General features: G+C 63.1%; 15 protein-coding genes. 10 read left to right on the top strand and 5 right to left on the bottom strand.

Translation table 11 applies throughout. From position 1 onward, the window contains the following. Window positions 1-78: 78 nt before the first annotated feature. Window positions 79-612, bottom strand: a complete 534-nt coding sequence (locus AB5Y48_RS03300; protein ID WP_050666814.1) for a hypothetical protein — start codon at window positions 610-612, stop codon at window positions 79-81. Between the two features lie 202 nt (window positions 613-814). Between AB5Y48_RS03300 and AB5Y48_RS03305 the strand changes: the two genes are divergently transcribed. From AB5Y48_RS03305 to AB5Y48_RS03320, 4 genes are all read left to right on the top strand, one after another. After that, complete coding sequence (locus AB5Y48_RS03305) at window positions 815-1600, top strand: ABC transporter substrate-binding protein (protein WP_136612891.1); 786 nt, start codon at window positions 815-817, stop codon at window positions 1598-1600. 43 nt (window positions 1601-1643) lie between these two features. After that, window positions 1644-3119, top strand: a complete 1476-nt coding sequence (locus AB5Y48_RS03310; RefSeq protein WP_368163743.1) for a murein L,D-transpeptidase — start codon at window positions 1644-1646, stop codon at window positions 3117-3119. 138 nt (window positions 3120-3257) lie between these two features. Further along, complete coding sequence (locus AB5Y48_RS03315) at window positions 3258-3803, top strand: DUF882 domain-containing protein (protein WP_136612893.1); 546 nt, start codon at window positions 3258-3260, stop codon at window positions 3801-3803. Window positions 3804-3880: 77 nt separating this feature from the next. After that, window positions 3881-4129 carry a hypothetical protein gene (locus AB5Y48_RS03320; protein WP_050666810.1) on the top strand — a complete coding sequence of 83 codons (249 nt, stop codon included), beginning with the start codon at window positions 3881-3883 and terminating at the stop codon, window positions 4127-4129. 58 nt (window positions 4130-4187) lie between these two features. On the opposite strand, the gene AB5Y48_RS03325 is transcribed toward AB5Y48_RS03320, so the two are convergent. The 4 genes from AB5Y48_RS03325 to AB5Y48_RS03340 form a co-directional block, all read right to left on the bottom strand. Next, the gene (locus AB5Y48_RS03325; RefSeq protein ID WP_050666809.1) at window positions 4188-4775 is read right to left on the bottom strand and encodes a superinfection exclusion B family protein; all 588 of its coding nucleotides are present in this window, start codon (window positions 4773-4775) and stop codon (window positions 4188-4190) included. A 118-nt stretch (window positions 4776-4893) separates the two neighbouring features. Beyond that, window positions 4894-5952, bottom strand: a complete 1059-nt coding sequence (gene ansB, locus AB5Y48_RS03330; RefSeq protein WP_224162744.1) for an L-asparaginase 2 — start codon at window positions 5950-5952, stop codon at window positions 4894-4896. A gap of 133 nt (window positions 5953-6085) precedes the next feature. After that, the gene (locus AB5Y48_RS03335) at window positions 6086-6280 is read right to left on the bottom strand and encodes a heavy-metal-associated domain-containing protein (RefSeq protein WP_368163744.1); all 195 of its coding nucleotides are present in this window, start codon (window positions 6278-6280) and stop codon (window positions 6086-6088) included. 55 nt (window positions 6281-6335) lie between these two features. Next, on the bottom strand, window positions 6336-7286 hold the full coding sequence (locus AB5Y48_RS03340; protein ID WP_368163745.1) for an AEC family transporter: 951 nt from the start codon (window positions 7284-7286) through the stop codon (window positions 6336-6338). 105 nt (window positions 7287-7391) lie between these two features. Here AB5Y48_RS03340 and treR point away from each other — a divergent pair, with 105 nt between their 5' ends. The 6 genes from treR to AB5Y48_RS03370 all read left to right on the top strand — a co-directional run bounded on the left by treR (window position 7392) and on the right by AB5Y48_RS03370 (window position 14181). Then, window positions 7392-8342 (top strand): trehalose operon repressor TreR, encoded by a 951-nt coding sequence (treR, locus tag AB5Y48_RS03345; protein ID WP_368163746.1) that lies wholly within the window; start codon window positions 7392-7394, stop codon window positions 8340-8342. Between the two features lie 158 nt (window positions 8343-8500). Continuing rightward, window positions 8501-9931 carry a PTS trehalose transporter subunit IIBC gene (gene treB / locus AB5Y48_RS03350; protein WP_368163747.1) on the top strand — a complete coding sequence of 477 codons (1431 nt, stop codon included), beginning with the start codon at window positions 8501-8503 and terminating at the stop codon, window positions 9929-9931. Window positions 9932-9999: 68 nt separating this feature from the next. Next, window positions 10000-11670 (top strand): alpha,alpha-phosphotrehalase, encoded by a 1671-nt coding sequence (gene treC / locus AB5Y48_RS03355; protein ID WP_368163748.1) that lies wholly within the window; start codon window positions 10000-10002, stop codon window positions 11668-11670. Continuing rightward, a complete protein-coding gene (locus AB5Y48_RS03360) occupies window positions 11667-12254 on the top strand; it encodes a sugar O-acetyltransferase (protein ID WP_368163749.1) in 588 nt (195 codons plus the stop codon). Before treC ends, AB5Y48_RS03360 begins: the two co-directional genes overlap by 4 nt. Before the next feature lie 314 nt (window positions 12255-12568). Continuing rightward, window positions 12569-12889: a hypothetical protein gene (locus AB5Y48_RS03365; RefSeq protein WP_368163750.1), complete on the top strand. Its 321-nt coding sequence runs from the start codon at window positions 12569-12571 to the stop codon at window positions 12887-12889. A 194-nt stretch (window positions 12890-13083) separates the two neighbouring features. Continuing rightward, window positions 13084-14181 (top strand): PotD/PotF family extracellular solute-binding protein, encoded by a 1098-nt coding sequence (locus tag AB5Y48_RS03370; RefSeq protein WP_368163751.1) that lies wholly within the window; start codon window positions 13084-13086, stop codon window positions 14179-14181. Window positions 14182-15452 lie beyond the last annotated feature (1271 nt).

Raw genomic sequence — 15452 nt, forward strand, 5'->3', positions numbered from 1 at the left:
TTTTGGCGGATAGCGCTTATTGTGTGACGTTGTGCTGAACCGGGTGAAGCTTGCCGGCCCCGCTGGGGCCGGCCGTGATTATTGGGCCACTTTCATCTGCAGCGAGTGAACGTTGAGCGGCTCCGGGGTGGAGATGGCCAGGAAGTTGGGGTGCGAGGGATCGGCGCTGAGCAACTGGCCCGGCAGGTTGAGGCGAATCTCGTTGAGTCCCTCCTTGGCCAGCTTGACCGTGGTGCTCCAGTCGTGCCCCAGGGCTACCTTGACCAGAGTGCCCGCCTTGGGGCTCTCTACCTTGGCCAGCACGGTGAGCTGGTCGGGCTGTTTGGGCAGGACAAAGTAGAGTCCCCCCTGACCCTCGAGGCGGGTACCGGCGGCATTGGGTTTGGTTGCCCACCCCTCCCGGGAGAGGAAGCGACTCGGCTTGCTCAGATTGAGCTCGTTGCCGGCGTGGTAAACCATGTCGGAGTTGTGTTCCCAGAAGCGGGTCTTGCCTTCCATATAATAGAGACGATAGGAGAGGCTGACCTGCGGGTGGGCGGCCAGGTAGAGGGTGTAGAGATAGAAACCGCTCAGGGCCAGGATGGCAGAGGCGAAGCCAACTTTTCTGTACATGACAACTCTCGATAACTGAATGTGCCGGGGAGGGCCTTTCAGCGCACATGCTAATCAATTTATGGAAAAAGCATAGTGGATCACAAAAATAAATTTTGCTCGCCCTTTAACCAAATTATTGTGTCATTCAGGCGTGCCCAATAGCGTCTGCCGCGGCCTGATGATGCAGGCAGAGACAGCCATGGAGGCAGAGAGTCGACGAATGGGAATAGGTATCAAGAGAGGGATCCTGGGGGCCTGGCTCTGGGGGTGTTTCAGTGCTCAGGGATGGGCGCTGTGCGACACCCCCTGGCGGGTGGGGTATGACCAATGGCCGCCTTATCACTTTCGTGGCGCCGATGCGACGATGCAGGGTTACGGGGTTGAGGTGTTACAGGGGGTCGCCCGGCGGCTGGGGTGCGAGGTGACGTTTATCGAGCGACCCTGGAAACGCAACCTGCAGGAGCTGGAGCTCGGTGAGCTCAGCATCGCCATGGAGGCCTTTATCAATGATGAGCGATCGCGCTATGCCTGGTTTTCCGAGCCTTATAGTCCAGGCAAGACGATGCTCTGGGTGCGCAGGGATGCCCAGTTTGACGATGGTTCACTTCCTGCCTGGCTGGCGGCGGGGCACCGTCTCGGCATCACCAAGGAGTTCTATTATGGTGCCGAGGTTGCCAACCTGGTGGCCCGTTACCCGGATCGGATCAGCGCCCTGGTGGATGAGTCGCAAAACTACGGCAAGTTGATGCGCGGGCGTATCGACGGCTTTCTCGGGGATGCGTTGGCCACCCGATGGGCGTTGCATCAGGAGGGGCTGCTCGGCAAGATAGTGCCCTTTTCGGAACCGATATTTGTCATGCCGGCTCGTTTCATGATGAGCAAGCAGCGTTTTGACCCTTCGGAGGTGGCCCGCTTCAACCAGGAGCTGGCTGTCTTTATGGCCAGCCCGGAGTATGATGCGCTCTTGCGCCGCTACTTCCCCGAGGCGATTCGATCCGAACCGTGACGGGAGGAGTCTGTCGCGGCCACTGTGTGTTGTTGAGGTATCTATGGGAATGAGGTTCTGGCTGGCTCTGGTCAACGTGATCTGGCTCGGATGCTGGCCTGCCACTGCCGCTTTGGCGGATGAGACATCACCCGTGGTGGAGGCGGCAGAGCGCCTCTCCCACAACTGGGGCGCCGAGGATGAGGCGCGTGAGGAGCTGCAGCAGCAGCTGTTTGAGGCCGCACTGGCACAGTTGCACCCCGATTTCGTCCGTCTCTGGCGGCAGCTGGCTGCCACAGCGGAGGGACACAGAGGCCCCATCTACGACGAGGCGCTCGTCAAGCTCACCCGCTTCCAGCAGATGTGGCGCGGTCTCGACTTCGTCTCCCGAGAGCAGATCGGGAGCATGACCCTGGATCTCTCCAAGCCACTGCCCCATCAAGCCGGGCAGAGCCTGCACGAGTGGGTGTTTGCCCTGCGCCCTGCGGTCGCCGAGTATGAGGCGGTGCGCCGGGAAGTGCAGAAGCTGGTGGCCATGCCCCTGGCCACCGAGTGGCCGAGAGTCGCCATTCCGACCCTGCGCGAGGGGGAGAGCTCTCCCTCCCTGCCCGAGATCCGCAAGATACTGGTGGAGCTGGGGGACCTGCCTTCGGCCCACGCCAGTGAAGCGTTCTACAATGGCGACACCCTGCAGGCGGTCAAGGCTTTCCAGTCTCGCCACGGTCTGACCGTCGACGGCGTCATCGGGCGGCAGACCCAGCAGTGGCTCAACACCGACCCCGAGTCCCGCGCCCGCCTGCTGCTGCGCAACCTGTGGCGCCGCGATGTTGTTGACCGCCTGCCCGAGCAGCGTTATGTGCTGGTCAATATTCCCGACTACCGCCTGAGCGTGGTGGAGAAGGGCAGCGAGATCTTCACCAGCCGGGTCATCGTCGGCCAGCAATTGCGGGCCACGCCGATCCTGGCCAGCGAGATCCGCTCCGTGGTGATCAACCCCGCCTGGCATGTGCCCCGCTCCATCATGAAGAAGGACATACTGCCCAAGCTGGCCAAGGATCCCGACTACCTGGCCAAGCAGCAGCTCGAGGTGATCGACGGGGAGGGCAATCCGGTCGCCTTCTCCCCCGAGGGGTGGAGCCACGCTCTCGCCTCCGGTTTCCCCTATCGTCTGCGGCAGAAGCCGGGGGATCACAATGCCCTGGGTCGCTACAAGTTCTACCTGCCCAATAACGATGCCATCTACCTCCACTCCACGCCCAAGATGGGGTTGTTCGAGCAGGGGGCCCGGGCCCTGAGTTCGGGTTGTGTTCGGGTCGAGAAGGCCGAGAGCCTGGCCGAGCTGTTGCTGGCGCCAACACCGCGCAAGAGGGAGGAGATCAAGGGATTGCTCAAGGAGACCACTACCCGCTGGATGCCCCTGGCCAACCCGATTCCCGTCTTCACCGTCTACTGGAGCAGCTGGGTCGATGGGGAGGGGGTACAGCACTTTCGCAACGACATCTATGGCTTCGATAAAGGCAGCTTCAAACGAATTCTCTAGGCCCAAAGGGGCGTGAGGGGATTCACACTTCGAGACACCCGGGGCTACCCGGGTGTCATTTTATGAGCAGTCGGTTTGACACCCCGGCGAGCGGACGGGTAGTGTCAGACGGTTGTTTGAACGGGAGGAAAGAGGGAGATGCTGGATAAAGGGATGAGTCGTCGTCAACTGCTGCTGGGGACGGGCTGCCTGCTGACGGCCGGTCTGTTGCCGCAGAGCGCTCTGGCCAGCCGCAGCACCAGCCACCGCGCCCTCACCGTCCACAACCTCAACACGGGCGAACAGATAGAGGCGAGCTACTGGGAGAATGGTCGCTACCTGCAAGACGGCCTGGAAGAGCTCAACCACATCTTTCGCGACTATCGCCGCAACGAGGTGTTTGCCATCGATCGCAAGCTGTTCGATCAGCTCTATCTCCTGCAACACAAGCTGGGTCGCAAGGGGCGTATCGAGCTTATCTCGGGTTACCGTTCGCCAGCCACCAATCGCCAGAAGCAGCGTCGCAGCAGGGGGGTCGCCAAGCGCAGCTACCACATGCTCGGTCAGGCGGTGGATGTCCGCATGCCGGGGGTGCCGCTTGCCCACCTGCGCCAGGCCGCCCTGCAACTGAGGGTGGGGGGCGTCGGCTACTACCCTGGCGACAACTTCGTTCACCTCGACACAGGTCCTGTCCGTCACTGGTGACCTTTCCCCCGCCCTGGGCTGGCATCTTTTCTTCTCCCCCCTTACTCTCCTGCACGGGATGCAACGAGGAGCCTCTTATGCGTATGACGCTGGCGCTGGGCCTGGTAGTGCTGCTGGCAGGTTGCAGCAAGCTCGACAAGGCCCACTACGATCAACTGAAGCTGGGAATGAGTTACCAAGAGGTGAGTGCCGTATTGGGCAAGGCGGAGCGCTGTGATGAGGCATTGGGTGCCTCCAACTGCCTGTGGGGAAATGACGACAGGCAGATCCAGGTGGGATTCATCGCCGGCAAGGCGGCGCTGTTCAGCTCCAAGGGACTCAACTAGTCCGGCAGGAGACCAAAAAGCCGACACCCGCAAGGTGTCGGCTTTTTTGCATGGGGGATCAGCGGGAGAGGCCCTTCTGGGCAAACTTGGGGCGGGCGCTCATGATCTGCTCTACCTGCTCCTCGCTCATCTTGCCGCGCGACAACCCCAGCACCTTGTAGGTGAGCAGGGGGCGTGCCGGCAGGGCGATCATCAGGGCGCGGATCTGGTTCTCGTCATCCTTCTCCCGATTGGGCTTGCCATAGGCGAAGGTGAGGATCCCGGCGTCCATCAGGTTTTTGACGGCCGGCTCGGTGATCGGCAGATTAATGACGCTCTTGCGCTGCAGCACGAACTCGCGCAGTACCGCCTTCTCGTTGAAGTCGAGAAAGGTGATGGTCTGCTCCATGTTGCTCTGCTGGCGCCGCTCTTGCCACTCCTCGCACAGATATTCCCAGGCGATAAGCAGCCCCTGACTGGCGAAGTAGGAGAGGGCAATCAGCATGCCTACCCCCAGCCAGCCCGCATAGGCCTCGGCCCAGCGGCTCACGGCACCGTTCATGACCCCTTCGGGGAAGATCAGGATCAGGCTGCAGGTGAGCAGCAGCCAGGTCATGACCCAGTTGAGTTGAACCAGTTGGTGAAAATGTTGGATCCAGCGTCTCATCTCATGTCCTTCCAAACGATGGCACCTGGACCCACTTCAGCAAAGGGTGTGCCAATTTGTTTTTGACACCCCAAAAAGAGAGGGCGGGACAGGCCCGCCCTCGCGCCGCCCTGGTCGTTTAGTACTGCTGGAAGTAGTGCTGGATCTGCTTGGGATCCTGGGTCTGGGTGAGGGAGAGCATCAGCAGCACCCGCGCCTTCTGCGGGTTGAGGCTCTCGGCGGCGACGAAGCCGTACTTGGCGTCATCGATCTCCGCATCCAGGGTGGTGGAGCCGGTTGGTACGCGGGCCGAGCGCACCACGCGGATCCCCTTCTCGCTGGCCTTGGCCAGGGTGTCGAACAGGGTGTGGTAGAGGTTGCCGTTGCCCACCCCGGCGCTGACGATGCCATCGAACTTGGCGTCGACCAGAGCCTTGGCCGGCAGATCCGAGGCGTTGGCATAGCTGTAGACGATGCCGACCCGGGGCAGCTTGTCGAGCTTGCTCACGTCGAACGGAGTCTGGCTGGTGTGCAGCCGGGCCGGCGTGCGCTGATAGTCGATCTTGCCGTTGTGGATGTAACCGAGCGGGCCAAAGTTGGGGGAGGCAAAGGTCTGCACCCCTGTGGTGTTGGTCTTGGTGACGTCACGGGCGTCGAGCACGGTGTCGTTCATGGCGACCATGACGCCACGCCCCTTGGAGGCGGGGTCGGAGGCGGTGACCACGGCGTTGTAGAGGTTCATGGGGCCGTCGGCACTCATGGCGGTGGAGGGGCGCATGGCGCCGACCAGCACCACCGGCTTGTCGCTCTTGACGGTGAGGTTCAGGAAGTAGGCGGTCTCTTCCATGGTGTCGGTGCCGTGGGTGATGACGATGCCGTCCACGTCATCCTTGGCCAGCAGCTCGTTGACCCGCTTGGCGAGCGTGAGCCACACCTGGTCGTTCATGTCCTGGGAGCCGATCTTGACTACCTGCTCCCCCTGTACGTCGGCCACCTTCTTCATCTCGGGCACGGCGGCGATCAGGGTCTCGATGGCGACCTTACCCGCCTCGTAGTTGGACTGGGTGGCAGACTGGCCGGCGCCGGCGATGGTGCCGCCGGTGGCCAGGATATGCACGCTCGGCAGGGCGAAGGCCAGAGGGGAGAGGGTCATGCCGAGAACGGCGGCGATCAGGCTCTTGCGAAGGGGTAGGGACATGCTGCGACTTCCTTATTGTGATGGTGAAAGACCGCAGCATTTTTGCTCATGTATATCCGGTTTATTGTGAGTAAACTCACCAAAGAACAGGTTGATACAGAACTTTAACCTATTTTATACCTATAAAGTGGTGTTATAGGTGGGCGTGAAACCCCTGGGCTTCGATGAGGGCCACCAGGGCGGCGGGCTCCACCTCTCCCTCGATACGGGCGGTGGCGCTGGCAAAATCCACCTTCACGGCGGTGACGCCGGGCTGGGCGCCCAGGGCTCGCTCCAGCGAGGCGGCGCAGCCGCCGCAGGACATCCCCTCAACCTTCAATTCGATCATCGTGCTTCCTCCTGTGGGTAACCCGGCCATCCTCTTCCTGCCGGTCGGGGCAAGGTCAAGTCATCAGACCCAGATAGTTCATCAGGGCGGCCCCCAGGCTGGTGGTGACCAGCGAGCCCAGGGTGGTGACGGCGATGATGCTGGCGGCCAGGGCGCTGTCGCCGCCCATGGCGCGGGTCATCACATAGCTGGCGGCGGCGGTCGGGGTCGAGCTCACCAGAAACAGGATGCCGAGGGCCTGATGGTTGAAACCGAGCAGGGCGGCGCCGCTCACCATCAGCAGGGGGAACAGCAACAGGCGGTTGGCGGTGGCCCAGCCGGTGAGCAAGGCCCCGCCACGCAGGGCCTGCAGGTTGAGGCTGGCGCCGGTGCAGAGCAGGGCCAGGGGCAGGGTCATGTTGGCAAAGTAGTTGCCGGTGGTGAGCAGCAGGGGCGGCAGTTCGACCCCGAGCAGGCCAAAGGGGAGGGCCGAGAGGATGGCGATGATAAGGGGGTTTTTGGCGATCCCCTTGAGGATGGCGCGAGCGCCGTGCCCGCCCCCCAGGCTGCGGGTCAGGGTAATGACGGCGAGGATGTTATAGAGGACGGTGACCGCCCCCACATAGAGGGCGGCGGCGCCGATCCCCTCGGGTCCGTAGGCGTTTTGCACGAAGGCCAGCCCCATGATCCCCATGTTGCCGCGAAAGCTCCCCTGCACGAAGATGCCGCGCAGGGCGCGGGCGGCGATGCAGCGCGCCGCCAGCCACTCCAGCAGCAGGAAGCCGGCGAGGGTGCCGAGCAGGCCGTAGAGGATGAGCCAGGGGCTCGGCATGGTGGCAAAATCGGTGCGCACCATGCTGAGGAACAGAAGCGCCGGCAGGGTGACCTGAAACACCAGGCGCGAGGCCGACTCGATAAAGCTCTCGGGCAGCAGCCCCAGCCGCTTGAGGGCGATGCCGAGCAGCAGCACCAGGCAGATGGGGCCGGTAATGGAGAGGGAGAAGTTCAGGCTGGCGAGCAGATCCATCGTCCTGTCCTGGGCAGTGGGGAGCGTCCATTCTAACCCCAACGGCTTGTTTTTGCGGGGGCAAATCACAACAATAGGGCCCTTCCCCTCCCATCAGTGCTGCCCATGGAAAAGAAGCTCACCATCCTCGATATCGCCCGCCTCTGCGGGGTCGGCAAGTCGACCGTCTCCCGGGTATTGAACCGCGATCCCAGGGTCAAGGAGGAGACACGGGTGCGGGTCGAGCAGGTGATCGCCCGGCACGGTTTCACCCCGAGCAAGTCGGCCCGCGCCATGCGCAGCCAGAGTCAGAGGGTGGTCGGCATCATCGTCTCGCGCCTCGACTCGGGCTCGGAGAACCAGGCGGTGCGCGGCATGCTCGAGACCCTCTACGGCGAGGGGTACGACGCCGTGCTGATGGAGAGCAAGTTCTCTCCCGCCAAGGTCGAGGAGCACCTGGCGGTGCTGGAGCGGCGCGGGGTGGATGGCATCATTCTGTTTGCCTTTAACGATCTCGACTACGGCGCCATGAGTCCGTATCGGGATAAGCTGGTGCTGGTGGCGCGCGAGGCGCCGGGCTTCTCCTCGGTCTGCTTCGACGACGAGGGGGCCATCCGCACCATGATGGGAGGCTTGCTCGCCGACGGCGTGCGCGAGATAGCCTATCTGGGGGTGGACGAGGCGGATCTCACCACCGGAGCGCGGCGGCGCGATGCCTACCTGAGTTGTTGCGCCGAGCACGGCCTGCCCCCTCGGCTGGCGCTCGGGGATCTCTCCCACCAGAGCGGTTATCGCCTGGCCGCCGAGCTGCTCACGCCGGCCACCCGGGCCCTGGTCTGCGCCAGCGACACCCTGGCCATCGGCGCCGCCAAGTACCTGCAAGAGCAGGGGCGCAGCGAGGTGCGGGTCACCGGCCTGGGTAACAACCCCCTGCTCGGTTTCCTGTTTCCCAACGCACAGAGCCTGGATCTCGGCTACAAGGGGGCCGGCGTGCAGGCCGCGCGCCAGTTGCTGGGACAGATCGAGTCTGGTCATCCCCCCCAGGCCACCATAGCCCCCAGCCTGACCTGGCGTTGAAACCCGCAGGGCAGGCTGCGCTTTTTGTGACCACAACCCCAAATTGGGAACGTTCCCATTGATGCAGAGGAACTTCTGCCTCATGGTGTTTGGGAACGATTCCAAAAACCAGCCCACAGGGTAATGCACACCATGCGGCGTCACAGAGGGAAGACCCGATGACCAAGATCAACACTCAGCACCTGGCCACGCTCATCGACAAGATCGGTGGTAAGGAGAACATCGCCACCGTCAGCCACTGCCTGACCCGGTTGCGCTTCGTCCTGAACGATCCGGCCAAGGCCGACAGCAAGGCCATCGAGACCATACCGGCGGTGAAGGGGAGCTTCACCCAGGGCGGCCAGTTCCAGGTGGTCATCGGCAACGAGGTGGAGCAGTGGTACCAGGCGCTGACCGAAGAGATCGGCGTCAGCGGCGGCAGCAAGGAGGCCGCCAAGCAGGCGGCGCGCCAGAACATGAATCCGCTGGAGCGCGGCATCTCCCACCTGGCGGAGATCTTCGTGCCCCTGTTGCCCGCCATCATCACCGGCGGTCTGATCCTGGGTTTTCGCAACGTCATCGGCGACATCAAGATGTTCGACGACGGCACCCGTACCCTCACCGAGATCAGCCAGTTCTGGGCTCAGGTGCACGCCTTCCTCTGGCTGCTGGGCGAGGCCATCTTCCACTTCCTGCCGGTGGGCGTCTGCTGGTCGGCGGTCAAGAAGATGGGCGGCTCCGAGATCCTGGGCATAGTGCTCGGTATCACGCTGGTGTCGCCCCAGCTGATGAACGCCTATGGCATCGGCCAGCAGACCCCCGAGGTGTGGGACTTTGGCCTCTTCGTCATCCAGAAGGTGGGTTATCAGGCCCAGGTCATTCCGGCCCTGCTGGCGGGGGTCTTCCTCGCCTGGGTGGAGACCAATCTCAAGCGGATCATCCCGGCCTACCTTTACCTGGTCATAGTCCCCTTCATCTCCCTGCTGCTGGCGGTGATCGTGGCCCACGCCTTTATCGGTCCGTTCGGTCGCTGGCTGGGTGACGGCGTCGGCTTTGCCGCCAAGGCCGCCATGACCGGCTCCTTTGCCCCCATCGGCGCCGCCCTGTTCGGCTTTCTCTACGCGCCCCTGGTCATCACCGGCATCCACCACACCACCAACGCGGTGGATCTGCAGCTGATGCAGAGCATGGGGGGCACCCCGATCTGGCCGCTGATCGCCCTCTCCAACATCGCCCAGGCCTCTGCGGTGGTCGGCATCATCCTGATCAGCCGCAAGGAGAACGAGCGGGAGATCTCGGTGCCTGCCGCCATCTCCGCCTACCTGGGGGTGACCGAGCCGGCCATGTACGGCATCAACCTCAAGTACAAGTTCCCCATGCTGTGCGCCATGGTGGGCTCGAGCCTGGCTGCCCTCATCTGCGGCTTCGCCGGAGTGATGGCCAACGGCATCGGGGTAGGGGGCCTGCCGGGCATCCTCTCCATCCAGCCGCAATATTGGGCCGTCTATGCCGTGGCCATGCTGGTGGCCATCGTCGTACCTATCGTGCTGACTCTGCTGGTTTACCGGCGCCAGCAGGCGGCCGGCAAGCTGGCGCTGGCCAGCGCCTGACCCCACGCATCAGGGCGACCCACCGGGGTCGCCCTCTCCCTTTTTCATTCGAGACAAGAGCAAGACCCATGAGCCAAACACCCTGGTGGCAGAGCGCCGTGATTTACCAGATCTACCCCAAGAGCTTTCAGGACAGTGGCGCGCGCGGCACTGGCGATCTCAAGGGGATCATGGCCCGCCTCGACTATCTCAAGACCCTCGGCGTCGACGCCCTCTGGCTGACCCCGGTCTACGTCTCGCCGCAGGTGGACAACGGTTACGACATCGCCGACTACCTGAATATTGATCCCGCCTACGGCACCATGGCCGATTTCGAGGCGCTCTTGGCCGCCGCCCACGCGCGCGACATCCGCATCGTGATGGATATCGTGGTGAACCACACCTCCACCGAGCACGCCTGGTTCAAGTCGGCGCTGGGGGACAAGAACAGCCCCTACCGTGACTACTACATCTGGCGCGATCCGGTGGACGGCGGCGTGCCCAACAACTGGCAATCCAAGTTTGGCGGCAGCGCCTGGGAGCTGGATAAGGCCACCGGCCAGTACTACCTGCACCTGTTTGCCCGCGAGCAGGCGGATCTCAACTGGGAGAACCCGGCCGTGCGCGCCGAGGTGAAAAACATCATCCACTTCTGGGCGAACAAGGGAGTGGACGGTTTTCGCCTCGACGTCATCAACCTCATCTCCAAGGATCAAGCGTTCCCGAGCGACGACAGTGGCGATGGCCGCCGCTTCTACACCGACGGGCCGCGCATCCACGAATTTTTGCAGGACCTGAGCCGTGACCTGTTCGCTCCGGTGGGCGCCATGACGGTGGGGGAGATGTCCTCTACCACGCTCGAGCACTGCCAGCGCTATGGCGCGCGGGATGGCTCCGAGCTCTCCATGGTGTTCAACTTCCACCATCTGAAGGTGGATTATCCGGGTGGCGACAAGTGGACCCAGGCGCCGTTTGATTTCCTCGAGCTCAAGCGCATCTTCAACCACTGGCAGAGCGGCATGCACGGCAAGGCCTGGTCGGCCCTGTTCTGGTGCAATCACGACCAGCCGCGTATCGTCTCCCGCTTCGGTGACGAGGGCGAGCACAGGGTGGTGGCGGCCAAGATGCTGGCCAGCACACTGCACGGCTTGCAGGGCACCCCCTACATCTATCAGGGGGAGGAGATCGGCATGACCAACCCCGGCTATCAGCGCATCGATGACTATCAGGATGTGGAGAGTCGCAACATCTTCGCCATCAAGCAGGCCGAAGGGATGGGCGAGGCCGAGATCCTGGCCATTCTTGGTGCCAAGTCCCGCGACAACTCGCGCACCCCCATGCAGTGGAGCGCTGCGGCCAATGCCGGTTTCACCCAAGGCACCCCCTGGCTCAAGCCCGCCGCCAACTATCCCGCGATCAATGCCGAGGCGGCCCTGGCCGACCCGGGCTCGGTGTTCTGGCACTACCGGGATCTGATCCGTCTGCGCAAGAATCATCCCATCTTCACTCACGGGGATTATCAGGAGCTGCTGGCGGGGCACCCGCGGATCTGGGCCTATGCCCGCCGCGCCGACGGTCAGACCCTGCTGGTGGTGAGCAACTTCTATGGTGAAGCGGTGGACTTTGCCCTGCCTGAAGGCATACCCCAGGGGCGCGGCGAGCGATTGATCGCCAACTATCCGGACAGCCCGGCCCGGCCGCAATCCTGTAGACTGCGCCCCTATGAATCCATTCAATGGCTTATTGAGGAAAACCCATGATCGACAAGCAGAGCCCGGAGTGGCGCAAGATGGTGGCCGGCGAGCCCTATGATGCCGGGGTGCCTGAGCTGGTCTCGGCCCGGGCCCGCTGCCGCACCCTGCTGGGGCTCATCAACCGGGAGGGGACCGACGCCCCCGAGTGGGAGTCGCGTCTCACCACCCTGTTGGGGAGCCGGGGCCAGCGCTGCTTTATCACGCCCCCCTTCTTCTGCGACTACGGGGCCAATATCTCGGTGGGTGAGAACTTCTACGCCAACTTCGGCTGCACCCTGCTCGATGTGTGCGAGATCCGGATCGGCGATAACGTGTTGCTCGCCCCCAACGTGCAGATCTACACCGCCGCTCACCCGGTGGCGGTGGCGCCGCGCATCAAGGGGGTGGAGTTTGGCAAGCCGGTGAGCATCGGCAACAACGTCTGGGTCGGTGGCGCCGCCGTCATCTGCCCCGGCGTCACCATCGGGGAGAACAGCGTCATCGGCGCAGGCTCAGTGGTGACCCGTGATATTCCCCCCAACGTGGTGGCGGCCGGCAACCCCTGCCGGGTGCTGCGTCCCCTGACGGCTGAGGAGTTGGCCGGGGTGTAAGGATAGGGGGGCAGGGTCTCCTGCCCTCTTTGGTCGGTTGCCCGCGTTTTCTGAATCCTTCCTGTATGGCTACATCAAATTTATTGAATATTCTAACCAGTTAATCTCGCTAACACCTCACATCTCTCTCCCTTAGTATCCCCATATCACCTCGGCAGGATTGCCGGGTGCCCAAATAGCGCGTTGTAACCGGCTGTGCCTGTCAGGGGTAACCGGTGAAGGTGCAACATAATATTTGAATGAACTCTCGCAAGGATGCATTGATTCGGGCCGAGTCGGCCCAGGCAATGACATAAAACCAAGAGAGAACGAACATGAGACACGCAATCAAACTGTTGGCCGTAGCAGGCCTGATGACCGCCGGTGTTGCCCAGGCGTCGGTGCCGGCCGATTTTAGTGCCGTACCCGGAGTGCTGGTGGTGAAGTGGCACGACGCCGCCGCTATCAGTGGGGCGAGCACGCTCGAGGTGCGCGATGCGGCCGGTGAGCTGCTGGCCTCCGTCCCCGCCAGGACCATGGGCACCCAACAGATAGCGCTGCCCTATCGTGCCCAGGGCACCCTGAGTGTGAGCCTGGGGGATCAGAGCAGTGACTACCGCATCCCCTATGGCATCGGCGACGGCCGTCAACGCTAAGACGCCGCGAGCCGGTAATCCGGCTCGGGCCAGGCACAAAAACAGGGAGGCCTTGGCCTCCCTGTTGCTATGGTGTGCGGTGAATGCCCGGCGTGGTGGCGCCTCACCTCGTTATGGCAGGGCCTATACTCCTTGAAGGGTCTCTCCCTGGAGTTGTGAACATGCGCAGTTTCGCCTTGTTGGCCTGGTTTTGTATGGGGTCGGCATTGGCCGCCCCGGTGCAGCTCAAGCTGCTGGAGTGGGGGTATCTTCCTACCGGCTATGAACAGCAGTTTGCCGAGTACGCCAGGAGTCGGGGGGTTGAGGCGACGGTGAGCCGTGTCGAGCCGTTGATCACCGACTTTGACAGCGTCTATCGTGCCTTGCGCACCCGCAGCGCCGATGTGGTGATGCCGACCAGCTATTTCTACAAGGCCCACCATCAGCCGCTGTTCAAGCTGCTGCTGCCCATCGACGTTGGGCGCCTCGAGCACTACAAAGAGGTGAAGCCCGCCCTCAAAAACACCGAGTATGACAAGCAAGGGGAGCGTAACTATTCGGTGCCCTTCTCCTATGCCATGTTCAGCCTCGCCTATGACAGCAAGCAGGAGCCCAACCCGCCGACCAGTTGGCAGGTGCTGGCCGACCCGGTTCGGAAGGGGCAGTTTGCGGTTTTCTGCGATCAGTTCGAGCCTCTGCTCTTCTCGGTACTGCTCTCCCTTGGCAAGTCACCCGCTCTCTTTGCCAGCGGCGAGATGCTGGCCGACAACCCCTTGCAGCTCGAGGTAGAAAGCCAGCTGACCCGTCGGCTCGAGGCAAGCCGGGGATTTTGGTTTAACCAGGCCAATCGCTGTGAGGATCTGCGCCACCAACGCCTCGCCACCACCTGGGGGCTGGAGCTGGTGGAGTGCAACCGGCAAAACGGCCAGCAGTGGCGCATCGCCATGGTGCGGGAGGGGGCTATCTATGCCCTCGATGCCCTCTCGATCGCCCGTCATGTGGAGAGTGATCCTGACCGCCTCAAGGCGGCTTATCTGCTGATCGACTTTCTGCTCAGCGCCCCCCTGCAGAGTCGCATGTTGGTGGGGACTCCCACAGTGTCGGGGAGCAACATGGGGGCAAGACCGCCTCTTACCCCTGAGGAGCAAGCCGTTTTGCCGGAGCGGGCCCTGCCCGAGTTTGACGAGCGGCTGTTGGTGCCGGCCCTGCCCGCACACATCAAGAATCGCTACAAGCGGATGGTACAGCAGGCCCTGGCCAGTAGCGGCAAGGAGAGCCCTTCACGCGTCTGTCCCTGGGATCTGGCCAACTGATCTATTGGCCACGCTGCGGCGCTCGGTGGGGGGGCTCTCTGGGGAGTGGATGGGGCGTGACCGTATAGGATGCGAGGGCTTTTGGCCCTCGACCTTTTTCGCCCGCTCACCCGGGAGCTCGGTCGAGCTCCTGGCCTACGACGGGGATCTCGATGCGGCTTTGCCGCATAGGGGTTTCGCCTGCCCTTCGGGCCGGGGCGAGTGACTTTGGAAAGACCCAAAGTCACCAAAGGTCTTCTCCCCCGCCGATTCGCTTTCCTTCGGCGAGTGCCCTCGCTTCAGTCATCAGGCCGACGGCACGCGCCGACGGGCCTTTTTCCTTCGCCATCCATGGCTTCGGCCAAAGCCCGCTTCGAACATCCTTGTTCTCGCGCCAACTCGGGATCGAGCCGTGCTCGCCCTGATCCGAATTGGCCCATGCCCCGCTGCGGCTGCGCCGTCCTCCCTGACGGCGCTACTGACCCGTTCAACTCACCTTGGCGACTTGCAGGGGGGCCAATACCGTGCCCGAAGGCGGCTAAGTGGGCTCGCTACGCGGCGCTCAAAATGGTGGGTGTCCCAATTTGGTGCCTGGGGCTTGGGATGAGGGAAGGGACAATCCCCAACCGGGGTGTGGCCGCCGCCGCTCGGTCGAGCTCCTGGCCTGCGACGGGGATCTCGATGCGGCTTTGCCGCATAGGGCGAGGGGGCAACCAGCGCGGCGCATTGCACCGGGTGAGTGAGGCGCGAGGGCGCTGCCCTCGACGTTTTTCGCCAGCCACCTGGAGGCGCTCAGTCGAGCTCCTGGCCTACGACGGGGATCTCGATGCGGCTTTGCCGCATAGGGGAGGGGGCAATCAGCGCGGCGCATTGCACCGGGTGAGTGAGGGGCGAGGGCTCTGCCCTCGAAGGTTTTCGCCAGCCCACCTGGAGGCGCTCAGTCGAGCTCCTGGCCTACGACTGGGATCTGGATGCGGCTTTGTCGCATAGGGGGAGGGGGCAATCAGCGCGGCGTATTGCATCGGGTGAGTGAGGGGCGAGGGCTCTGCCCTCGAAGTTTTTCGCCAGCCCTTTGGGCTTTGGCGAGTGACTTTTCTTTGCGTGGCCAAAGAAAAGTCACCAATCGAGCGGCCAACCCCGGCAAGTCGTCCGCTGCGCGGATGCCCTCGGCTCGTCGATCGGGTCGGCCGTACCGCCGCACACGGCACTTTGGTCTACGCCATCCATGGCTTCGGCCAAAGCCCGCTTCGAACATCCTTGTTCTCGCGCCAAATCGGGGTCGAGCAGTGCTC

The organism is Aeromonas sp. R6-2 (assembly GCF_040908155.1).
GTDB classification, from domain to species: domain Bacteria; phylum Pseudomonadota; class Gammaproteobacteria; order Enterobacterales; family Aeromonadaceae; genus Aeromonas; species Aeromonas schubertii.

What these genes read in the sequence shown, in the direction of transcription:
- AB5Y48_RS03300 (WP_050666814.1), bottom strand. Translation starts at nt 612, where the DNA reads ATGTACAGAAAAGTTGGCTTCGCCTCTGCCATCCTGGCCCTGAGCGGT.
- AB5Y48_RS03305 (WP_136612891.1), top strand. Translation starts at nt 815, where the DNA reads ATGGGAATAGGTATCAAGAGAGGGATCCTGGGGGCCTGGCTCTGGGGG.
- AB5Y48_RS03310 (WP_368163743.1), top strand. Translation starts at nt 1,644, where the DNA reads ATGGGAATGAGGTTCTGGCTGGCTCTGGTCAACGTGATCTGGCTCGGA.
- AB5Y48_RS03315 (WP_136612893.1), top strand. Translation starts at nt 3,258, where the DNA reads ATGCTGGATAAAGGGATGAGTCGTCGTCAACTGCTGCTGGGGACGGGC.
- AB5Y48_RS03320 (WP_050666810.1), top strand. Translation starts at nt 3,881, where the DNA reads ATGCGTATGACGCTGGCGCTGGGCCTGGTAGTGCTGCTGGCAGGTTGC.
- AB5Y48_RS03325 (WP_050666809.1), bottom strand. Translation starts at nt 4,775, where the DNA reads ATGAGACGCTGGATCCAACATTTTCACCAACTGGTTCAACTCAACTGG.
- ansB (WP_224162744.1), bottom strand. Translation starts at nt 5,952, where the DNA reads ATGTCCCTACCCCTTCGCAAGAGCCTGATCGCCGCCGTTCTCGGCATG.
- AB5Y48_RS03335 (WP_368163744.1), bottom strand. Translation starts at nt 6,280, where the DNA reads ATGATCGAATTGAAGGTTGAGGGGATGTCCTGCGGCGGCTGCGCCGCC.
- AB5Y48_RS03340 (WP_368163745.1), bottom strand. Translation starts at nt 7,286, where the DNA reads ATGGATCTGCTCGCCAGCCTGAACTTCTCCCTCTCCATTACCGGCCCC.
- treR (WP_368163746.1), top strand. Translation starts at nt 7,392, where the DNA reads ATGGAAAAGAAGCTCACCATCCTCGATATCGCCCGCCTCTGCGGGGTC.
- treB (WP_368163747.1), top strand. Translation starts at nt 8,501, where the DNA reads ATGACCAAGATCAACACTCAGCACCTGGCCACGCTCATCGACAAGATC.
- treC (WP_368163748.1), top strand. Translation starts at nt 10,000, where the DNA reads ATGAGCCAAACACCCTGGTGGCAGAGCGCCGTGATTTACCAGATCTAC.
- AB5Y48_RS03360 (WP_368163749.1), top strand. Translation starts at nt 11,667, where the DNA reads ATGATCGACAAGCAGAGCCCGGAGTGGCGCAAGATGGTGGCCGGCGAG.
- AB5Y48_RS03365 (WP_368163750.1), top strand. Translation starts at nt 12,569, where the DNA reads ATGAGACACGCAATCAAACTGTTGGCCGTAGCAGGCCTGATGACCGCC.
- AB5Y48_RS03370 (WP_368163751.1), top strand. Translation starts at nt 13,084, where the DNA reads ATGGGGTCGGCATTGGCCGCCCCGGTGCAGCTCAAGCTGCTGGAGTGG.